Here is a 21315-nt window from a genome sequence, read left to right as displayed (position 1 = left end):
AATAAAATGGCTTGTATATTTTGTATTTTGGTAAGGCTTTACTACCTTTCGGACTCAATATTATTTAGAAACCTTATACATTTAAAAAAATGTTAGAAGAAAAGAATGACAACCTGGATCAACATCAAGTAGATGCAGATGGAAATGGTACCGAAACAATCTTGAATGCTACTACTGCAACTCCTGATGATTTAAGTGAACTAACGCAACCTGAAGCTGTACTAATTGAAGCTGATGCTACTACTGCAACAGATGCGATTGCTGCTAGTAATGCAGAGGAAAGCGAAGATGAAACACTGAAAGAGCGCCATGAAATTCCTATGAAGGATTATGATGCACTTGCACTTGAGGAGCTTATTGAGGAACTTAAAGGTTTTGTTTCTAGCGATAAAGCTCTTGCCTACAAGGATCATATTGAAGAAATAAAGAAAGCTTTTTTAGCTAAATATAATCATTTAGTTGAAGAAAAGAAAGAGGAATTCCTTGCAGAAAATCAAGATCCTACTGAAGAGTTTGAATACCACTCTCCATTAAAAAGTCAGTTTGATAAATTATATTCACAATTTCGTGAGGTAAAGAATGCTCATTTTAAAAGTTTACAAACTAACTTAAAAAATAACCTAGAAAATAGGCTTGCTATTGTTGAGGAATTAAAAGAACTTATAAATCCGCAAGCTAATATCAAGGACACCTTAAAACATTTTAATGATTTAAGAGAGCGATGGAATAATGCAGGGGCTATTCCTAAGGATAAGTACAACCATGTGTGGAATAATTATCATTTTCATGTTGAAAATTTTTATGATTATTTACACCTTGATCGTGAAGCGAGAGACCTTGATTTTAAACACAACCTTGAATTAAAACAAAAAATTGTTGCCCGTGTTGAGGAACTGGTTCTTGAAAAAGATGTTAATAAAGCTTTTAGAGAATTACAAGATTTACACAAAATCTGGAAAGAAGATATTGGTCCTGTTTCAAGAGAACACCGAGATGCTATCTGGAATCAGTTTAGCGATTTGACTAAAAAAATGCACGATAAACGTGAAGTTTTATTTGAAAATCAGCGTGCAGTTGAGTTAGCTAATCTAGAAAATAAAAAAGCCATTATTGCTCAAATTGAAGTTCTGGCTACTGAAAAAGTGAATGCTCACTCGCAGTGGTTAGGCCAAATAGAAAAGGTTGAGGCATTGCGCACTGCATTTTTCGCTGCTGGAAAAGTTCCTTCAGAAGTTAATGAGGAAACTTGGAGTGCTTTTAAAAATGCGGTACGTAATTTTAATTCTTTTAAAAATTCTTTCTACAAAGACATTAAAAAAGATCAAAACGACAATCTTGCTAAAAAAACTGCACTTGTAGCAAAAGCAAAAGCACTACAAGAAAGCACTGATTTTGCTGCCACTACACCTATAATGAAGCAAATTCAAGAGGAGTGGAAAGAAATAGGTCATGTTCCTAGAAAATATTCGGACAAAATATGGAAAGAATTTAGAGAAGCTTGCAACCACTATTTTGAACACCTTAAAGAGCATAAAAAAGAGGAAAACAGTGAAGAAGTTGCTGCATTTGAAGGTAAAAAAACATATCTAGAATCGCTGAGAGAATTTCAACTTACTGGTGATCATAAAACCGATCTTGATGCTATAAAACTTCATATTGAAAACTGGAAAGGTTTTGGTAAAGTGCCTTTTGCTAGAAGGCATATTGAAGGGAAATTTAACAAAATTCTAGATGCTCTTTTTGAAAAATTAAGCTTGAGTAAAAAGGATACTGACATGATGCGTTTTGCTAATAGAATGGATCAATTATCTGAAAGTAATGATTCTAGAAAACTAGATAGTGAGAAAATTTTCATCATGCGTAAGATTGATGAAGTTCAAAATGAAATTTTTCAATTGGAAAACAACATTCAGTTTTTTGCCAATACTCGTAATGCTAAGAAAGAGAATTCAATTGTATTAGAAGTTCGTAAAAACATTGCCATTCACAAAGAAAGTCTTGATGTATGGAAAGAAAAACTAAAGCAATTAAAAAATATTAAAATAGAAGAATAGATTTTTACCCACAAGGTAGTAAACCCCAATCCAGCAGGATTGGGGTTTTTTATTTTTATGACAATTCTATATGATAATTATCATTTTTATCTTGATAGACTCGCCCTACTTTTGAGGTGCTAAAATGATCTATTATGAAAAATTCTTTGATTCAAAAATATAATGTACCCGGCCCTAGATACACTAGCTACCCTACCGTTCCTTACTGGGACGAGGGTGATTTTACTAGTGATTTATGGATTCAAACGTTACAACAATCTTTTCGTAAAAGTGGTCCTCAAGAAGGTCTTAGTTTGTATATTCACTTGCCATTTTGCGAAAGCTTATGCACCTTTTGCGGGTGTAATAAGCGAATTACAAAAAATCACGCCGTAGAACATCCATACATTATGGCCGTTTTAAAAGAATGGACTTTATATTGCAAACTATTGGGCGAAAAACCTACAATCAAAGAAATACATCTAGGCGGTGGCACACCTACTTTTTTTTCGACTCAAAATTTAGAGGACTTAATAAACGGCATTTTTATGCATGCCAATAAATCTGTGGATCACGAATTTAGTTTTGAAGGGCATCCTAACAATACAACCTATACTCACTTACAAAAACTATATGAACTTGGTTTTAGAAGAGTAAGTTTTGGGGTACAAGATTATGCTGAAAAAGTTCAGAAAGCCATTCACAGAGTACAACCGTTTCATAATGTAGCAAAAGTAACCTTTTGGGCAAGAGCTATTGGGTATACATCAATAGGTCATGATATTATTTATGGGTTACCGTTTCAAGAAATTGACGATGTAATAGACACTATTGAAAAGACAAAATCCCTTAAACCAGACCGATTGGCATTTTATAGTTACGCGCACGTGCCTTGGATAAAAGGAAATGGGCAGCGCGGTTTTAATGACGAAGATTTACCTCAAGATGATAAAAAGAGACAATTATATGAAACTGGTAAAGAGTTATTATATGAGAATGGATATCATGAAATAGGGATGGATCATTTTGCTTTAGAAACCGATGCACTTTACATTGCTTTTCAAGAAAAAACTTTACACCGTAATTTTATGGGATATAGTGCTTCAAAAACTCCGTTAATGATAGGTCTGGGCGTATCCTCAATAAGTGACAGCTGGTATGGTTTTGCTCAAAATGCTAAAAACTTAGACGATTACTACCAAATGCTTGAATGGGATAGACTGCCCGTTTTTAGAGGTCATATCTTAACTCATGAAGACCTCATCATTAGAAAACACATTTTAAATTTAATGTGCCAATTTGAAACTTCTTGGCATGATGCTTCATTATATTTCGAAGAACTGCCCGAAGTATTGGAGCAGCTAGAAGAAATGGAAAAAGACGCTCTTATCGTGATACATGAAAATAGCCTTGTAATTACAGAAAAAGGCAAACCTTATATTCGAAATATAGGAATGGCATTTGACTTAAGATTGAAAAGAAAAGCGCCAGAAACAGCTCTTTTTTCGATGACAATTTAATACCTAATCATACAAAATAATAAAGCACGCTCAAGGCGTGCTTTGTGATTTAGACTACCATTATTTATTTAATGACAAGTGGCATTAGATTGAATAAACAAACTCATTGTTGACGGTGATAAGTATGGAATACCCAAACCTAAACCTCGCAAAATAAACAAGCATCCCATTGTTATGGCCACATAAGGAATCATTCTTTGAATTCGGTTTCGCATAGGCAATGTAATATATCCCTGTATTAAAACAATACTACTCATGAGCGGTACTGTACCTAACCCAAAAAGTATCATGTATACAACACCCCAACCTGCATTTTGCATAGCAATAGCACCAAATAAGGCTACGTAAACCATACCACAAGGTAAAAATCCGTTTAGTAAACCTATTGTAAACAATGACTTGTAACTTTTATTTTTGAACTGTGCTCCTAAAGTTGATTTAATACCAGCCACGAGTTTAAATATAGGCTTAGAAAAATTATATCTAGCAAATAACTTTTCAGGAATAAGTACTACTGCAATCATTGCAATTCCTATCCCTATAGAAAGTTGCTGCTGTATGCCCGCCATAAAAAAACCTTTGCCCACTAAACCAAATACAAATCCTATGGTACCGTAAGCTGAAATTCTACCCAAATGATACGTGATTATTTGTAAAACTCTTTTTGAGGAGTTATTCCTGTCTACAGGCAACATCATAGCAATAGGACCACACATCCCGATGCAATGAAAACTGCTTAATAAACCAAATATAATTGCTGTGTAAAACATGTTGTATTCTTATTGATCGAAGAAATAGTGAAGAACATTTTGTTGAAATGATTTCTGGTACTTACCTCACGTAAACCGTTTCCTTTGACAAATACGATTTTCCGTTGTATTGCCATTCCATATTAATGTCCCAACGGCCGCCTGCTAAACTTTTTTTAGGAATGAGCAAAGTTGTAGCATTAGATAATGAAATAGGAATTTCAAAATCTAATTTTTTATTAGACGGCCTGTATAGAGACACTTTCCCTTTTATTTTATTGGTTTCAAAAGTCTTAGGAAACTCCACTTCTATTCCGTTGGCATTGTTGTTTATAATTGGCCTTTGAGCCAAATCAGCCGCATTTTGTATGCGAGTCATCTCCTCAGCAAAATGAGCATCATGCTTGTAATACTCCTCTACCACCAATTCATTATCATATTTTGAATCAGACTGTACCGTAAATACAAAAAACAAAATGAATGTCATAAACAATCCAAAAGCAATTACTATTCCTGTTCCCCAATTTATTTTCATGTTCCTTTATTTTTATACTATTTAATTGAAACTACGCGGACTTAAAAAACTGGTGGTTGTAGTTTCTATTTTATCATTGCCGTTGTAAACTTCAATTTTTAGATTTGTTTTATCGGTATCTAAAATATTTTGATTGATTTCAATAAAAAGTGTTCCGCTGTTCATGCTTTGTTTATCCACTTTTAAGTATTGGGTTCCTACAATTTTCAGACTCCCTTTGGTTCCCACTAATTTAAAATGAACGCTGTCAAGATCTTTACTAGTTTTATTGATCACTTTAAATGTGTACACATTACTTATATTGTCCCCTTTGTGTTGAAACAATTGTCCTGGCAACCTTAGAATTACAGCCTCAACATCTGAACGAAGGAATAACAAACCTATCAAAACACCCGTTAAAATGAACAAAACGGCTGAATACCCTTTCATTCTGGTAGTGAATTTGAACTTTTTTTCTTTCTCAATTTCCTCCTCAGATGCGTATCTAATAAGACCTTCGGGCAGTCCTACACTATTCATAATAGTATTGCATTCATCAATACAAGCCGTACAATTGATGCATTCTAGCTGTGTTCCGTTACGAATGTCAATTCCTGTGGGGCAAACATTTACGCATTGTTTACAGTCAATACAGTCTCCTTTTCCGGTGGCACTCCTATCCTCTTGCTTATTGAATTTTGCTCTGCCAGCGGTTTTTTCACCTCGAATAAAATCATAAGCTACATTTATAGATTTATCATCTAATAAAACACCTTGTAACCTACCGTAAGGACACGCTATAATACAAACTTGTTCTCTAAACCAAACAAATACAAAATAGAACACACCAGTAAAAATACATAATGAAACTAAGGTGCTGATGTGATTACGTGGTCCCTCTTCAATCATTTTGTAAAGGGCATCACTGCTGATGAGATAGGCCAAAAAAACATTGGCAATAAAAAATGATATTATTAAAAAAATGAACCATTTTAGCCCTTTCTTTCTAATTTTCTCAGCGTTCCATTCCTGTTTATGCAAACGAATTTGAGCGCCTCTATCTCCCTCTATCCAGTATTCAATTCTTCGGAAAACCATTTCGAGAAAAATAGTTTGGGGACAAATCCATCCGCAAAAAATACGTCCAAAAATAACCGTAAATAGAATAACGAAAACAATTCCGATAATCATAAAAAGCACAAACAGATAAAAATCTTGTGGCCAAAAAGGAAATCCAAAAATAGTAAACCTGCGTTCTAGAATGTTGAACATCATGAACTGGTTGCCATTCACTTTAACAAATGGATTTGCTACTAAGACAATCAATAAAAAATAGCTTACCCATTTACGGTACTCATACAACTTCCCGGAAGGTTTTTTAGGATAGATAAATTTTCTATTACCCGCTTCGTCAATAGTTCCTATGGTATCTCTAAACGCTTCGTCTGATGAATTTGACATTATTTTAATTTATAAAAACGAGTTTACAAAACTTGGAACTGATGTTCAAACACCAGTTCCAAGATGAAAATTATTTAGCAGGAACCGCAGTACTTTCTTCAACCCATACTTCTCCTTCTGGAGCTTTAGCATCAGGAGGGTTACTACCTTTTAAAGACAAGATATAGCTAGCTACTTTTTGCATTTCTTTTGGTTTTAAAGTCCCTTTCCAGGATATCATTCCTTTTCCATCACGGCCTCCATTAACCAGAGTATGAAAAACATTCTTTATACCACCGCCCAAAATCCATTGATCATCGGTTAAATTTGGACCTATTTGACCACCAGCATCAGCTCTATGACAAGCAGCACAATTCGTATTAAAAATTTCCTTTCCAGCAGCTAAATCAGCTGGTTCTGTCAATAAGGTTACCGTTTTTTCATCCATCAAGTCTGGAGCAGTTTTCATATATTCAGCAATCTCAATTTTGGCTTGAGCCACTTCTTTTTGAAGCTCCATTTCTTGATTATCTGCTCCCAATACTTCATATCGTACCATGTACACTACTCCAAAAAGTATACACGCATAAAACAAATACACCCACCATGGCGGCAAATTATTATCAAGTTCCTTAATACCATCATAATCATGATCTAATAACAACTGTCCTTCATTATCAAGAGGCTGCGTTTTAGTCAGTTTTGCCATTAGATTTTTATACCACGCCTGATCTTGAAAACGAATGTTTTGTTTTTTATGCAAAGCTTCTTTTTGATCTTGCGTCATTAATTGATATGTAATGGTATCAACAGCTTTCCAAGTAATTTCTACTGCAATCAATAAAAAAAGAAATACTAATAAAAACACGGTGACCATTGGGAATTTTATAAATGCAGGTCGATCTCCTGAGTCAATGAAATACTCCATTACCATAAAAACAGTAAAGAAAATTACAGGAACTCTAACGTATACAGGAAAATTATTTTTCATTCTAACTAGTTTAAATACTACAATTAATTATCGCTCAATGGCATCTGGCTCAACTCTTTAATTTTTTCTTTATTATAAGAGAAAACCCAAAGACCTAGACCTACAAAAAAGAAAAAGAAAATTAATAAAGACAGAATAGGATATATGGCTACACCTTCAATGGTCTCCATATTGTGTTTAATTTGTTCAAACATAACTACTATTTTTTTACTTTAATATCAGTACCCAAACGTTGCATATAAGCTATTAAAGCCACAATTTCTCTTTCGTTCATTGGCACAAATTTTTCACCTCTTGCTTCGGCTTTTTTCCTGCTTTCCTCATAACTTTTTACAAAATCAGGGTCGTTCTTTAAACTTTCTTCGATCGCAATGGCTTGTTTGCGTAGATCATCCAGTCCACCAGCAATTTGCACAGGAGTGTAAGGAACTCCTAGTGTAGACATCACTTCCATTTTCTTTTGGGTCATAGAAATATCCATAGCTTTATTGTCAAAAAGCCATTTGTAACCCGGCATGATAGAACCTGCAGATATACTTTGTGGGTTCCAAAAGTGATTGAAATGCCAGTTGTCATTGTACTTCCCACCTACTCTTAATAAATCAGGTCCAGTACGTTTTGATCCCCATAAAAATGGATGATCGTATACAAATTCTCCCGCTTTTGATTGCGGTCCGTAACGTTCAACCTCGCTTCTAAATGGTCGTACCGATTGAGAATGACATCCTACACAACCCTCACGAATGTATAAATCGCGTCCCTCCAGTTCAAGAGGAGAATATGGTTTTACGCTGGTTATCGTAGGGATGTTAGACTTTACCATTATAGTAGGCACAATTTGAATCACACCACCTATTAAGATTGCTACTGTTGCCAAAATAGTCAGTTGAATAGGCTTGCGCTCTAACCAAGGGTGGAATTTTTCACCTTTAACTCTACTTGAACTCATTTTTAATAAAGCAGGAGCTTCGGCTTGCTCATCTTCTACTTTTGATCCAAAACGAACTGTTTGCCAAATGTTATACACCAATACAAACATTCCTACCAAGTACATCGTTCCTCCAATGGCTCTCATCCAGTACATAGGCATGATTTGAGTAACCGTTTCTAGAAAATTACCATACGTTAACGTTCCGTCAGGATTAAATTGTTTCCACATTGAAGCTTGTAAAAATCCCGCAACATACATAGGAACTGTATACAAGATGATTCCGAGAGTTCCTATCCAAAAATGAAAATTAGCTAATTTTGTAGAGTACAAATTACTCTTAGTCATTCTAGGAACTAACCAATAAATCATACCAAATGCCATAAAACCATTCCAAGCTAGCGCACCTACGTGAACGTGTGCAATAATCCAGTCTGTGTAATGTGCAATAGCATTAACATTTTTAAGAGACAACATCGGACCTTCAAAAGTGGCCATTCCATACCCTGTAATTGCTACTACAAAAAACTTTAAAACAGGTTCTACTCTTACCTTATCCCAAACACCTCTTAGTGTTAAAAGTCCGTTGATCATTCCTCCCCAAGATGGAGCAATTAACATGATTGAGAAAGCAACACCTAAATTTTGTGCCCAGTTAGGCAATGCCGAATATAATAAATGGTGTGGGCCTGCCCAGATATAAATAAAAATTAGCGACCAAAAGTGAATAATTGAAAGGCGGTACGAATACACCGGACGGTTAGCCGCTTTTGGTATAAAGTAATACATCAAACCTAAAAAAGGTGTGGTTAAGAAAAAAGCAACAGCATTATGTCCATACCACCATTGAACTAGTGCATCCTGAACACCCGCATATACAGAATAACTTTTTAAACCAGAAACTGGCAATGCCAAACTATTAAAGATATGTAAAACTGCAACAGTAACAAAAGTGGCCAAATAAAACCAAATAGCAACATATAAATGGCGTTCTCTACGTTTTAAAATAGTACCAATCATATTGATCCCAAAAATAACCCAGATCAAAGCAATTGCAATATCTATAGGCCATTCTAGCTCCGCATATTCCTTAGATGTGCTGTATCCTAATGGTAAAGAAACAGCCGCCGCAACAATAATTAATTGCCATCCCCAAAAATGCAGATTGCTTAAAAAATCATTAAACATTCTTGCTTTTAAAAGGCGCTGCATAGAGTAATAAATACCTGCAAACATAGCATTCCCTACAAAGGCAAAAATAACAGCATTAGTATGTAATGGTCTCAATCGACCAAAACTCAACCAAGAAACTCCATCGGTGATATTTGGGAATAGAAACATAAAAGCAAGAATAAGTCCCACTAACATTCCTACTACCCCAAAAACTATGGTGGCGTAAATGAATTTTTTTACAATTTTGTTGTCATAATAAAACTGCTGCATTTCCATATTTATAATTATTTTGAAAGTTGTTTATTGATTATTTTTGAGTTTCTAGATATTCTGTTTTTAAAGAATCTTCCTTATTTTTTGTTTCTTTTTGAATTAACTCATCCTCAAAAAGCATTCGAACAGAGGGAGTATAATCATCATCATATTGTCCTGTTTTGACTGCTCTAATAAATGCTATAAAAAAACCTATAGCTACTAGAATACTGATGGATATTAATAAATAAATGACACTCATATTGTATTTTTATTTCAACAAAGTTACTGGGATGCATTCACGTAAAATATGACATTTATCATACTTGAAACATTTGTTAATAAAATGTGAACTTTGTAAGTATTTAATGCACTAGCGTTTTCTTTTAGCATAATAATTACTCATTACAGTAACAAAACTTACAATAGTTATGGTACTCAATGGCATAATGATAGCTGCTACAAGTGGTAATAAATTTCCTGTAATGGCAAATCCTAATCCCACTACATTATAGAGTAATGACACTACAAAACTCATTTTAATGGTGGTAATAGCATCTTTAGAATACTGTAAAAAGAAGTTCAGTTTTTGAAACTCTTCGGCATCTAAAATTGCATCGCAAGCTGGTGAGAACACATTCACATTCTCTGAAATAGAGATTCCGATATGGCTTTGCGCCAATGCACCCGCGTCATTAAGTCCGTCACCTACCATCATCACATTTTTACCCTCGGCCTGCAAAGCTTTGATAAACTCTAGTTTTTGTTCTGGTTTTTGATTAAAAATTAATGCTGTGCCTTTCGGCAAAAGAGCTTCAAGAGTAGCTCTTTCTCCATCATTATCTCCTGATAAAATTTTAATTTCGTACTTCTTACTCAAATCTTGAAACAGTTTCGCTAAACCATCTCTATACTGATTCATGAAGATATATTTCCCATAATAAACTTCGTCAATGGTAATATATACAACAGTATTTTCAAGTTCAACTTCACTATCAAAACCTTTATTATCCGTCTCTAAATTTGTATGAAGAACAAAATCTCGTGAACCAATTTTTATATTACTTCCAGCAACTTGAGCCTGAATACCTTTACCAGCTTGTTCTTCAAAATTCTCAACTTTAATCAATTTGGTTTCAGGTAAAAAATCATATAACATTCTACTTAACGGATGATTTGAACCTCGTAGCGCATTTTTTATTAGTGCATTAGTTCCTGAATTAATTGCGGCCTCTTGAACTCCAATCCCATTTATTTCGCTGGGTGGTACATACGTAATTTTAGATTTTTTATTGGTAGTGATTGTTCCTGTTTTGTCAAAAACTATGGTGTCTACTTTGGCTAATTGTTCAATAACCAATGCATTTTTAAGGTAAAATTTTTGTTTTCCTAAAATTCGTAAGACATTCCCAAAAGTGAATGGAGCGGTCAATGCAAGCGCGCAAGGACATGCTACAATAAGAACGGCGGTAAAAACATTAAAAGCAGTATTGGCATTAATAAAAATCCAATATCCAAACCCTATAAAAGCAATTAACAATAATATCGGAGTAAAATATCGACTGATTTTGTCAGTAATTGTTTTGTGTTTTTGCTCCACATTTTTTTGGAACACATCATTACTCCACAGCTGTGTTAAATAGCTTTGAGAAACGGTTTGCAAGACTTCCATTTCTATCATCTTCCCAATTTGTTTTCCACCTGCAAAAACTTTATCTCCAGAATGCTTCACAATGGGAACTGCTTCTCCAGTTACAAAACTATAGTCTATCTCTGCTTTTTCAGACAGTAATATACCATCCACGGGAATGAGTTCTTGGTTTCTAATCAGCAATCTATTACCTTTTTCAACCTCATAAATAGGGATACTCAACTCCGTTCCGTCAGGATTAATTTTAGTTATTGCAATAGGGAAATAAGACTTAAAATCTCTTTCAAAGCTCAAAAAACTATAGGTTTTTATTTGGAACATTTTCCCAAGGAGCATAAAAAAGATAAGTCCCGTTAAACTATCAAAAAAACCAGAACCGTAATCCATGATGATATCAAAAGTACTACGCACAAACATGACAATAATTCCTAAGGCAATAGGAATATCAATATTGAGCATTTTGGTTTTAATACTTTTGTAAGCAGACACATAATAACCGCTTGCCGAGTATAAAAAACTAGGCAGCGACAAAGCAAATATTAACCATCTAAAAAAACCTCGATAGTGGTCCAGCCAATACTCCTTAACTTCAAAATATTCTGGAAAAGAAAGTAACATAATATTCCCAAAACAAAAGAAAGCAACACCCAGTTTGTAGGTCAAACTTCTATCTACAACAGCCTTACCAGATTCGTAGTTTTCTAAACTTATATAAGGTTCATAGCCTATAGAACTCAGCAATAAAACAATTTCTTTGACAGATACCGTAGCGGAGTTAAAGGTAATGCGTACTCTCTTTTCAGGAAAGTTGACCTGTGAAGTGCTTATGCCTTTTTGAAGACGTTGTAAATTTTCCAGAATCCAAATACACGAGCTACAATGTATGTGTGGTATGTTAAGTGAAATAATTGTTGTTTCATTTTCTTTGAATTCCAATAATTTTGATACAATACTTTCATTGTCTAAAAAATCATATTTACCATTTGTATTTTGCGGTGTTGCTCCAGGTGATTTTTCAAAATCATAATAGCTTGTTAAATCATTTTGATTAAAAATTTCATACACGGTTTTACAACCCGCACAACAAAAAAATTTATCGTCAAAAAATATTTCTTCGGCTTTTATGACATCTAATCCACAATGGAAACAGTTGTTTTTCTCCATAACTTTGCTCATTTTTCCTATAGCAAAGAACCTAAACGAATGTTAATTAAAATATGATATTTATCATAATAAAAAGCTAGTTTTGTATAACAAAAATATCATACCAATGAGTAAATGTGAACAATGTATCGTGCGCGAATTCAGTTCCTTGAAAGCCCTTACTAAACAAGAGCTCGTGCAATTATCTGATTGTAAAACGTCTCATATTGTAAAAAAAGGAGAAATAATTTTTAAGGAAGGAGATACTGTAAACGGAATTTACTGTATTAAAGATGGTGTTTGCAAACTCATCAAGCTTAGCGCCAATGGAAAAGACCATATTGTAAAACTGGTAACCAAAGGTGAATTACTAGGCCAAAGATCTATGATAAGTGAGGAGCCTGTTAATTTAAGTGCAGTAGCGCTTGATGATATGCAGGTTTGTTTTATTCCAAAATCAGAAGTGATGGGATATTTTGACAAAAACAACAAGTTCTCTATGAATGTAATGAAAACTATTTGCGGCGATCTAAAAGAAGCCGATGATCAAATGGTTAATCTAGCTCAAAAAACAGTCAAAGAAAGACTTGCCGAAACTTTGCTCTATTTGCATGATACTTTTGGAACAAATGAGGATGCATCCCTAAAAGTGCAACTTTCTAGAGATGATTTAGCTAGCATGATAGGCACTGCAACAGAAAGTTGCATTAGACTACTTTCTGACTTTAAAAAGCTAGGGCTCATTGAACTTAGCGGAAAAAAAATAGTTTTATTAGACCTTTCTAAACTCAAAAAACTAGCCGAGTAATTACTTCAATTTTACTTTTTTTTAGGCATTGCTAAATAATAAACAGGGATTCCCAATGCAACAATAGCTAATCCTAGTCCGGTATTGAAGGTGTCATAAATTAATAAGGTAAGACAAATAGCAACCGTAACTACAATATAAAGTGCAGGAACAAAGGGGTAACCAAATGCTTTATAAGGTCTATCAGCATGAGGTTCTTTTTTTCTAAGGATAAAAACCCCTAAAATAGTCAAGATATAAAACAGTAAGGATGCAAAAGTAGCATACGTCAATAAATCTCCAAATTTCCCCGAAATACACAACACACAAGCCCAAATACACTGTACCCACAAGGCTTTGGCTGGGACTTGATTTTTATTTAATTCGGTGGCTTGTTTAAAAAACAAACCGTCCTTTGCCATTGCAAAAAACAATCTTCCACCAGAGAGGATTAATCCGCTATTACAACCAAAAGTGGACACCATAATTAATCCTGCCATAACAAAGACACTTACATTTCCCAATATCATACTTGCTGCTGCCGCACCTACTCTGTCATTATTAGCAAACATGATTCCGTTACTCAAGGCATCACTTGCACTAGGCGAACCTTGCATAGGGAGTAACGCTAAATAAGCCAGATTAGCCAAAACGTAAACTACAGTTACTATTACTGTTCCTAGAAATAAACTGCGAGGTATATTTTTTTTAGGATCTTTAATTTCACCTGCTATGAAAGTAACATTATTCCAAGCATCACTGGAAAACAAAGAGTTTATAATAGTAGCACCCGCAGCTCCTAAAAGCGCTGTCCCTACAAGTTTTGTAACAGTTACAGTTCCATCTGGGTTAACTACCGTTTTGCTAGCGTCCCACATGTTTGCAAAATTATCCGATAAAACATCCGTTTTTAACCCTACATACAATCCTAAAATAATCAAGGCAAATAGCGCGATTAATTTTGCCGAAGTAAAAACAAGTTGAACCATTTTACCGCTTTGAACACCTTTGGTATTGATATAAGTAAGTAAAACAATACTGAAAATGGCTAAAACTTTTTGGTACGAAAAAACAAAACTCGACCCTACAGAAAATAGCGTTTCATCTAAAACAGGAAAAAAAATAGCTGCATAATTTGCAAAAGTCACTGCTATGGCAGCAATTACTCCCGTTTGAATTACCGTAAAAACAGTCCAGCCATATAAAAAGGATACAAGCCTACCGTATGCACGCTGAATATACACAAATTGACCACCTGCATTAGGCATCATTCCCGCTAACTCGCCATAACTTAAAGCTGCTGCAACGGTAATTAAGCCGGTCACAATCCAAATCACGAGCAACCAAGCCGCCGATCCTATATCTCTGGCCATTGCCGATGTTACAATAAATATTCCTGATCCTATCATGGAACCTGCAACTAAACTCGTTGCATCAATCAATCCTAAAGAACGTTTTAACTCGGTTTTATTTTCTGACATTGGTAATTATAAATTATTCTAAAACTAGACTTTAAACTCTAAATATTGATTACAAGATACTGAATACTGCAAACTGACAACTACAATCTTTTCGCTTCTTCCCAAAATTGAGTTATTTAGAAATCAGAGATTTCCAATTCCTATTTGTTAGGAAGACGCTTCGCTTCTTCCCAAAAAATATCCATTTCAGCCAATGTCATATCCATTAAAGGCTTTCCTAACTCTGAAGCTTTACTTTCCAAATATTGAAATCGTTTAATGAATTTTTTATTGGTTCGTTCTAAGGCATCTTCGGGATTAACATTCAAAAATCGGGCGTAATTAATCATTGAAAACAAAACATCACCAAACTCCGCTTCTATCTTATCCTGATCTCCCGCTTGTACCTCAACTTGTAGTTCCTCTAATTCCTCTTGCACTTTATCCCAAACTTGATGCGTCTCTTCCCAATCAAATCCTACTCCTTTCACTTTATCCTGAATGCGACTGGCTTTGACTAAGGCTGGCAAACTTTTAGGAACACCTTCCAAAACAGATTTCTTACCTTCTTTAAGTTTTAATTTCTCCCAATTTTGCTTCACTTCTTCTTCGTCCTTCACTATTGTATCACTATAAATGTGGGGATGACGGTGTATCAATTTATCTGAAATTTCATGGCACACATCAGCAATATCAAAATCACTAGTTTCACTTCCTATTTTAGCATAAAAAACAATGTGCAACAAGAGATCTCCCAATTCCTTCTTCACTTCACTTAAATCATTATCTAAAATAGCATCACCAAGTTCATAGGTTTCTTCAATGGTAAGATGACGCAAGGATTGCATGGTTTGTTTTTGATCCCAAGGGCATTTTTCCCTCAAATCATCCATTATCGTAAGTAGTCTGTCAAATGCTTGTAGTTGTGCGGCTCTAGTATTCATCAAAATTGTTTTGGTAAAAATAAAAAAATCCCATTCAAGAACGTCCTGAATGGGATTAAATGTTTTAAAGCTTTTGTTATTCTTTTTTAGCTTTTGCCTTTTTAGCTGGTTTTTCTGTAGCTTCTTCATTAACTTCTTCAACAGCCGGTGCACTTGGCTCTTCGGCAGTAGCTGGAGCATCATCATTAAGCAATCCTTTTGATTGTAAAATTCCGTACCAGTTTAATATTTTTTTAATATCAGATGGGTATACTCTATCTTCATCATAATTAGGCAAAATAACTTTGAAATACTCCATTAATTTTGCGTTTTCAGCTTTATGAGATAAAGCATCCCCTTTATTTTCTTTATCTGCAATAGTTTGCATGATTTCAGATAATGGTTTTTCACCTTCGTAAGTATAAATCGAAATTTCAGAAAGTAAGCTTACATTACTTTTTAAGTTTACTGTAATTTTTTTTCCATCAGCTAATGACTCAGCCACAAATCCTGATCTAGTTTGTACTTTCAAAATGTACAAACCTGGTTTTCCTGAAATGGCTAATATTTTTTCTAAATTCATGGTTCGTGTAATTGTTATTGAAAATTGGATTAATTAATTTTATTTGGGTACCCAAAAATTGTACCACGCTTGTCTTAGCTTGACTTATCTTCCCTTTTTTCCGAAAAATTTCATTCGGTACTCTTGAAAAGTTTTTCCTTCTAATATGTTTTTTAATTTCTTTTGAATCAATCGTTTTTTTAAAGAAGAAATTTTATCCGTAAATAAAACGCCTTCAATATGATCGTATTCATGTTGAATTACACGGGCTATGAGTCCGTCAAACACTTCTGTTTTCATTACAAAATCTTCTTCGCAATACTCTAATGTAATCGTTGGATTTCTGTAAACATCCTCTCTTACATCTGGAATACTTAAGCATCCTTCATTAAAACTCCATAATTCCCCTTCTTCTTTTACCATTCTCGCATTGATAAAAGTTTTTTTAAACCCTTTCAATTTATTTTGCTCTGTAGAATCTAGTTCATCGTCATCGCTAAAAGGAGTTGTATCTATTACAAATATGCGTAAAGCAAGACCTACCTGAGGAGCTGCAAGACCCACACCATGAGCATTATACATGGTTTCATACATATTTGAAATGATTTCCTTTAGATTAGGAAAATCTGCAGTAACAAGTTCTCCTGTTTTTCTTAAAACGGGATCGCCGTAAGCTATAATTGGTAAAATCATTGTACAGTGTTAAAATTAGGAGCTAAAAAATATGGTATCCAGCTTTTTTATTCAGTTTGCAAAAATAGTAAAAAATAAACAATGAATATTATACTATCAATTTTTAAAATAAATTAAATCTTTTAGACAGAAGTACGCTGTTTATACCTCTTTTAACTTTTTCAAATCTTATCTTTGTTACAACCTAGAGATATGCTTACAAAGATTCAAAAATTTATAGATACAGCTTCCTTTACAAACGCACTAAAAGTAACTATTGCGGCGGTAATCCCTGTAGTTGTTTTTACTTATTTTGGTATGTTTAATATAGGTTTTGTGCTGGCACTGGGAGCTATATTTGTATATCCAAGTGACATAGCAAGTAGCTTAAACCAAAAAATATATGGCATAGTGCTTACGGCAATATTAACTTCTATTATTACGCTAATAGTCAATATCTTTTTTCCTTATAAAGTCTTATTCTACCTCATAATTACTTTATTAATTTTTTCTATTTCAATTGTATCTGTCTATGGGCAAAGGGCTAGTATGTTATCTTTTTCTTGTTTGGTAGCTCTGGCATTAGCATTTTCTAATACAGCTTCAGGTTGGCCCATGTTTTTTCACGTGCTTTTAATTTTTGCAGGTGGGATTTTTTATTTACTAGTTTCTCTTGTGTTTCATTATCTAAAACCAAATAGGTATTTAGAACTGCAAGTACAGGAATGCATGAAACTTACCGCTAAATATTTAAAACTTAGGGGTGACTTGTGGTCCATAAACGCAGATCGAAAAGCAATTACCGAAAAGCAGCTACATTTACAGGTAGAACTCAACATCATTCATCAGAATATTAGAGAAGTATTAATACCCAATCATAGCATCAATGGCTCCTCTGCTGCAAATAGAAAAATGCTTATTGTCTTTATTTGCCTTGTTGAAATTCTTGAATTGGCTTTATCAACAGCATTTGATCATGAAAAACTACACTATAAATTTGACGATCATCAAAAAGTGCTAGCCACTTATCAAAATCTTGCTTACCATTTGGCGTCAAGCCTAAAGAGTCTCTCAAAAAATATTAAAAAAAGAAAAACACAACCTGATAAACCCTCTTTATGGGAAGACATAAATGCCTTGCAAATTGTTATCACTCAATATGAGAAAGCCCTTGGTAAACAACAAGCAGTAGAAGGAGTTTTTATGCTAACCACCATGTTACAGTATGCAGACAAGCAAGTTGATAAAATAAAGACTATTGAACATGCTTTTACAAGAGATTACAACACACTTGAATACAAAGGTCTTGACAAGGATATAGAGAAATTTTTAACCCCACAACATTATCCATGGACAACATTAATAGAAAACCTCAGTTTTTCATCCTCCATATTTAGACATTCCTTACGAATAACGGTTACCTTAATAATAGGCTTAACACTAGGAAGCTACTTCCCTTTTCAAAACGCTTACTGGATTTTGTTAACCATTATTGTGATTATGAAACCAGGTTATGGTTTAACCAAAGAACGCACGTTTCAAAGAATAATAGGTACTATACTTGGCGGAATTATTGCTTTTGGAATCCTTTATTTCATTAAAGATAATTTTATAATTAGCATGTTTTGTATTATTTGCATGCTGCTTGGTTTTGCATTTTCACAAACTAATTATAAAATCGGGGCTACATTTGTAACCATGTATGTGGTTTTTATTTACGGAATACTAACTCCAAACGTAAATGAACTTGTACAGTATAGAATTGTAGATACTCTTGTAGGAGCTTTATTAGCAGCTGTAGCCAATTATTTTTTATGGCCTACTTGGGAATTTTTGAGCGCTCCCGCAACGATAAAAAAGGCAGTACTTGCCAACCAAAACTATTTAAAAGAAATCTCTATTTATTACAATACCAAAGGTACGCTATCAACATCCTACAAACTAGCTCGAAAAAATGCGTTTATAGAAATAGGAAATCTAATGGCTTGTTACCAAAGAATGGTTCAAGAACCCAAAACAAAACAATTACACTTAGAACAAGTATACGAATTAGCCGTTTTAAACCACTCTTTACTTTCGTCGATAGCTTCATTAGGTACTTATATTCAATCCCACAAAACTACTGCGGCATCAGAATCATTTAATGTGGTAGTAAATACAGGAATTCAAAATTTACAAAATGCTATCGAAACTTTAAATGGTAATAATGCAGCAAATCAATCTGCATCTGTAAACGAATTAAAACTACGATTCACAGAACTAAAAAATATTCAACAAAGAGAAATCAGCATACATAAAAGCAGCACTGAAACTGATTTTGATTCGGTTATGCAAGAGGCGCAACTAGTTATAGAACAACTCATGTGGCTTATTAATTTATCTGAAAAAATAGTTCAAACCACACAAACATTAAAGAGTATTAGCTAAAAAAAACGCTAGAACATGAAATATGCTCTAGCGTTTTTTTATAAATATGAATCGCCTAAATATTAATTTAACTTCAATACTTTGGCCGTATTTTCACGAACTTCTTTTAATAGTTCAGGGTTTTCATTTAATTTTTGTCCAAAAGATGGTACCATAACTTTAAGTTTATCTTGCCATTCTTGAGTTTGATATTCGTCTACAAAACACCTGCTAATCAAGTCAATCATTATAGAAACAGCAGTAGATGCTCCTGGCGAAGCACCCAGCAATACCGATAATGTTCCATCAGCAGTTGTAATTACTTCGGTACCAAATTCTAGAATACCGCCTTCCTTTTCATCTTTTTTAATAACTTGAACACGCTGACCTGCACGTTCTAGTACCCAATCCTTAGAGCGTGCACCTGGCACATACTCTCGCAATGCATTGATTCTATCTTTTTGAGATTGACGCACTTGTTCTATCAGATACTTAGTAAGCGGAATATTTTTAATACCCGCTGCAATCATAGGTATAATATTATCTGTCTTTATAGACAAAGGCAAATCAGAATAAGAGCCATTTTTTAAAAACCGAGTTGAGAAGCCTGCAAATGGTCCAAAAAGCAATTGTTTTTCTCCATTGATAACTCTTGAATCAATATGTGGTACAGACATAGGCGGAGCGCCCACGCTAGCTTTACCGTATACTTTAGCTTGATGCTTTGCAATCACATCAGGATTAGTACATTTTAGCCATTGACCACTTACTGGGAATCCACCATATCCTTTTCCTTCTGGAACATCAGCTTTTTCAAGTAAAGGTAAAGAACCTCCTCCTGCTCCAATAAAAACAAACTTAGTATATGCTTTACGTATTTGGCCGTTAGCCAAATTCTTTATTTTAATTCTCCAAGATTTATCATCTTTCTGTCTTAGCTTTAGAACTTCATGATTAAAATGAATCGTAACACCATCTAGACTAGTAAGGTAATTAAAAATACTTCGAGTTAATTCTCCAAAATTCACATCGGTACCAATTGCCATTGTAGTAGCAGCAACTTTATCATTCTCGTCTCTGCCTTCCATTACTAGAGGCATCCATTTCTTTAATTCAGAAAAATCTTCGCTAAAAATCATTTCCTTAAAAAGAGGATTGGCTTGCAAGGCTTCAAATCTTTTTTTAAGGTATTCTATATTTTTTTCGCCCCAAACAAAACTGAGATGAGGAATGCTTTTGATGAATTTTTCAGGCGAGGGAACTTTATTTTCTTGAACTAAGTAAGCCCAAAATTGTCTTGAAACTTCAAATGATTCAGCAATACTTATCGCTTTATTTGGATTAATACTACCATCTTCGCCCTCTGGAGTATAATTTAGCTCACAAAAAGCGGAGTGACCAGTTCCTGCATTATTCCATGCATCAGAACTTTCGGCAGCTGCCATATCTAATCGTTCGTATATTTCAATTGTAATATCAGGTTTCAACTCTTTTAAAATTAAACCTAGAGTGGCGCTCATGATTCCAGCTCCTATAAGAACTACTTCACTGTGGGTACGTATCGTTGTATCAGGCATAATAAGATTTTAAAATGCAAAGATAAATTATTAAATTCCAAAAAAAAGTATAAAACTGAACCAAAAAGTTACATTTTTCAAACATTTTTCTCAAAAAGTCAACATATTCTCTTGAACCTTAAAAAGATTTTCTATTTAGATAATCTTGCAGCATTATAGTTGCTGCAATTTCATCAATAAGCGCTTTATTTTGACGCTGCTTTTTACTCATTCCGTTATCTATCATGGACTGAAAAGCCATTTTGGATGTAAATCGTTCGTCTACGCGAATGACTTTCATATCCGGAAAATGATTGGTAAAATGAGTCACAAATCCTTTGACAATGGAAGCACTTTCAGAGGGTAGTCCATTCATTTGTTTAGGCTCTCCTATTAGAACAGCTTCTACTTTTTCTTTAGCAAAATAATCTTTTAAAAAAGCGATTGCAGTACTAGAAGTCACTGTCGTCAAACCTGAAGCAATAATTTGCATTTCGTCAGTAACTGCAATTCCTGTTCTTTTTTGTCCGTAATCAATGGCGAGTATTCTTGGCA

At 34.2% G+C, this 21315-nt stretch carries 18 protein-coding genes; 4 read left to right on the top strand and 14 right to left on the bottom strand.

What is annotated here, in order from left to right:
- The first annotated feature begins 89 nt into the window (after positions 1-89).
- Both FPG59_RS02880 and hemN read left to right on the top strand, forming a co-directional pair.
- Positions 90-2054 (top strand): DUF349 domain-containing protein, encoded by a 1965-nt coding sequence (locus FPG59_RS02880; protein ID WP_086453116.1) that lies wholly within the window; start codon positions 90-92, stop codon positions 2052-2054.
- A 134-nt stretch (positions 2055-2188) separates the two neighbouring features.
- The gene (hemN, locus tag FPG59_RS02875) at positions 2189-3553 is read left to right on the top strand and encodes an oxygen-independent coproporphyrinogen III oxidase (RefSeq protein ID WP_086453115.1); all 1365 of its coding nucleotides are present in this window, start codon (positions 2189-2191) and stop codon (positions 3551-3553) included.
- A 68-nt stretch (positions 3554-3621) separates the two neighbouring features.
- Here the strand turns inward: hemN and FPG59_RS02870 are convergent, their stop codons facing one another.
- The 8 genes from FPG59_RS02870 to FPG59_RS02835 form a co-directional block, all read right to left on the bottom strand.
- Positions 3622-4323 (bottom strand): sulfite exporter TauE/SafE family protein, encoded by a 702-nt coding sequence (locus FPG59_RS02870; RefSeq protein ID WP_086453114.1) that lies wholly within the window; start codon positions 4321-4323, stop codon positions 3622-3624.
- A 61-nt stretch (positions 4324-4384) separates the two neighbouring features.
- Positions 4385-4837 (bottom strand): FixH family protein, encoded by a 453-nt coding sequence (locus FPG59_RS02865; RefSeq protein ID WP_086453113.1) that lies wholly within the window; start codon positions 4835-4837, stop codon positions 4385-4387.
- Positions 4838-4858: 21 nt separating this feature from the next.
- Positions 4859-6277 (bottom strand): cytochrome c oxidase accessory protein CcoG, encoded by a 1419-nt coding sequence (gene ccoG, locus FPG59_RS02860; protein ID WP_086453112.1) that lies wholly within the window; start codon positions 6275-6277, stop codon positions 4859-4861.
- Positions 6278-6347: 70 nt separating this feature from the next.
- Positions 6348-7247, bottom strand: a complete 900-nt coding sequence (locus tag FPG59_RS02855) for a cbb3-type cytochrome c oxidase N-terminal domain-containing protein (protein ID WP_086453111.1) — start codon at positions 7245-7247, stop codon at positions 6348-6350.
- A gap of 23 nt (positions 7248-7270) precedes the next feature.
- On the bottom strand, positions 7271-7441 hold the full coding sequence (locus FPG59_RS02850) for a CcoQ/FixQ family Cbb3-type cytochrome c oxidase assembly chaperone (RefSeq protein WP_086453110.1): 171 nt from the start codon (positions 7439-7441) through the stop codon (positions 7271-7273).
- A gap of 5 nt (positions 7442-7446) precedes the next feature.
- On the bottom strand, positions 7447-9624 hold the full coding sequence (gene ccoN, locus FPG59_RS02845; protein ID WP_086453109.1) for a cytochrome-c oxidase, cbb3-type subunit I: 2178 nt from the start codon (positions 9622-9624) through the stop codon (positions 7447-7449).
- 31 nt (positions 9625-9655) lie between these two features.
- Complete coding sequence (gene ccoS, locus FPG59_RS02840; protein WP_086453108.1) at positions 9656-9862, bottom strand: cbb3-type cytochrome oxidase assembly protein CcoS; 207 nt, start codon at positions 9860-9862, stop codon at positions 9656-9658.
- Between the two features lie 111 nt (positions 9863-9973).
- Entirely contained in the window at positions 9974-12415 is a 2442-nt protein-coding gene (locus FPG59_RS02835; RefSeq protein ID WP_086453107.1) for a heavy metal translocating P-type ATPase metal-binding domain-containing protein, read from the bottom strand.
- Positions 12416-12521: 106 nt separating this feature from the next.
- Between FPG59_RS02835 and FPG59_RS02830 the strand changes: the two genes are divergently transcribed.
- The gene (locus tag FPG59_RS02830; RefSeq protein WP_086453106.1) at positions 12522-13202 is read left to right on the top strand and encodes a Crp/Fnr family transcriptional regulator; all 681 of its coding nucleotides are present in this window, start codon (positions 12522-12524) and stop codon (positions 13200-13202) included.
- 11 nt (positions 13203-13213) lie between these two features.
- Here FPG59_RS02830 and FPG59_RS02825 read toward each other — a convergent pair whose 3' ends face one another.
- From FPG59_RS02825 to def, 4 genes are all read right to left on the bottom strand, one after another.
- Positions 13214-14662, bottom strand: a complete 1449-nt coding sequence (locus FPG59_RS02825) for an APC family permease (protein ID WP_086453105.1) — start codon at positions 14660-14662, stop codon at positions 13214-13216.
- 140 nt (positions 14663-14802) lie between these two features.
- Entirely contained in the window at positions 14803-15585 is a 783-nt protein-coding gene (gene mazG, locus FPG59_RS02820) for a nucleoside triphosphate pyrophosphohydrolase (protein WP_086453128.1), read from the bottom strand.
- 76 nt (positions 15586-15661) lie between these two features.
- Positions 15662-16147 (bottom strand): DUF5606 domain-containing protein, encoded by a 486-nt coding sequence (locus tag FPG59_RS02815; protein ID WP_086453104.1) that lies wholly within the window; start codon positions 16145-16147, stop codon positions 15662-15664.
- 84 nt (positions 16148-16231) lie between these two features.
- Positions 16232-16819 carry a peptide deformylase gene (gene def / locus FPG59_RS02810; RefSeq protein ID WP_086453103.1) on the bottom strand — a complete coding sequence of 196 codons (588 nt, stop codon included), beginning with the start codon at positions 16817-16819 and terminating at the stop codon, positions 16232-16234.
- Between the two features lie 192 nt (positions 16820-17011).
- Here def and FPG59_RS02805 point away from each other — a divergent pair, with 192 nt between their 5' ends.
- Positions 17012-19225, top strand: coding sequence for an FUSC family membrane protein (locus FPG59_RS02805; RefSeq protein WP_086453102.1), 2214 nt, complete (start codon positions 17012-17014; stop codon positions 19223-19225).
- 62 nt (positions 19226-19287) lie between these two features.
- On the opposite strand, the gene FPG59_RS02800 is transcribed toward FPG59_RS02805, so the two are convergent.
- Positions 19288-20781, bottom strand: coding sequence for a malate:quinone oxidoreductase (locus FPG59_RS02800; protein WP_086453101.1), 1494 nt, complete (start codon positions 20779-20781; stop codon positions 19288-19290).
- Positions 20782-20899: 118 nt separating this feature from the next.
- The coding region (gene ruvX, locus FPG59_RS02795; protein ID WP_254906634.1) for a Holliday junction resolvase RuvX at positions 20900-21315 on the bottom strand (416 nt) is incomplete at its 5' end.

The organism is Flavobacterium sp. FPG59, assembly GCF_002150205.1.
In the GTDB taxonomy this organism is placed as follows: domain Bacteria; phylum Bacteroidota; class Bacteroidia; order Flavobacteriales; family Flavobacteriaceae; genus Flavobacterium.
The sequence above is the reverse complement of the archived record's forward strand: the minus strand, read 5'-3'. Positions and strand labels throughout refer to the sequence as shown.

Bases quoted from the DNA above. Each gene is read 5' to 3' on its own strand.
- FPG59_RS02880 (WP_086453116.1), top strand. From the start codon at position 90: ATGTTAGAAGAAAAGAATGACAACCTGGATCAACATCAAGTAGATGCA.
- hemN (WP_086453115.1), top strand. From the start codon at position 2,189: ATGAAAAATTCTTTGATTCAAAAATATAATGTACCCGGCCCTAGATAC.
- FPG59_RS02870 (WP_086453114.1), bottom strand. From the start codon at position 4,323: ATGTTTTACACAGCAATTATATTTGGTTTATTAAGCAGTTTTCATTGC.
- FPG59_RS02865 (WP_086453113.1), bottom strand. From the start codon at position 4,837: ATGAAAATAAATTGGGGAACAGGAATAGTAATTGCTTTTGGATTGTTT.
- ccoG (WP_086453112.1), bottom strand. From the start codon at position 6,277: ATGTCAAATTCATCAGACGAAGCGTTTAGAGATACCATAGGAACTATT.
- FPG59_RS02855 (WP_086453111.1), bottom strand. From the start codon at position 7,247: ATGAAAAATAATTTTCCTGTATACGTTAGAGTTCCTGTAATTTTCTTT.
- FPG59_RS02850 (WP_086453110.1), bottom strand. From the start codon at position 7,441: ATGTTTGAACAAATTAAACACAATATGGAGACCATTGAAGGTGTAGCC.
- ccoN (WP_086453109.1), bottom strand. From the start codon at position 9,624: ATGGAAATGCAGCAGTTTTATTATGACAACAAAATTGTAAAAAAATTC.
- ccoS (WP_086453108.1), bottom strand. From the start codon at position 9,862: ATGAGTGTCATTTATTTATTAATATCCATCAGTATTCTAGTAGCTATA.
- FPG59_RS02835 (WP_086453107.1), bottom strand. From the start codon at position 12,415: ATGGAGAAAAACAACTGTTTCCATTGTGGATTAGATGTCATAAAAGCC.
- FPG59_RS02830 (WP_086453106.1), top strand. From the start codon at position 12,522: ATGAGTAAATGTGAACAATGTATCGTGCGCGAATTCAGTTCCTTGAAA.
- FPG59_RS02825 (WP_086453105.1), bottom strand. From the start codon at position 14,662: ATGTCAGAAAATAAAACCGAGTTAAAACGTTCTTTAGGATTGATTGAT.
- mazG (WP_086453128.1), bottom strand. From the start codon at position 15,585: ATGAATACTAGAGCCGCACAACTACAAGCATTTGACAGACTACTTACG.
- FPG59_RS02815 (WP_086453104.1), bottom strand. From the start codon at position 16,147: ATGAATTTAGAAAAAATATTAGCCATTTCAGGAAAACCAGGTTTGTAC.
- def (WP_086453103.1), bottom strand. From the start codon at position 16,819: ATGATTTTACCAATTATAGCTTACGGCGATCCCGTTTTAAGAAAAACA.
- FPG59_RS02805 (WP_086453102.1), top strand. From the start codon at position 17,012: ATGCTTACAAAGATTCAAAAATTTATAGATACAGCTTCCTTTACAAAC.
- FPG59_RS02800 (WP_086453101.1), bottom strand. From the start codon at position 20,781: ATGCCTGATACAACGATACGTACCCACAGTGAAGTAGTTCTTATAGGA.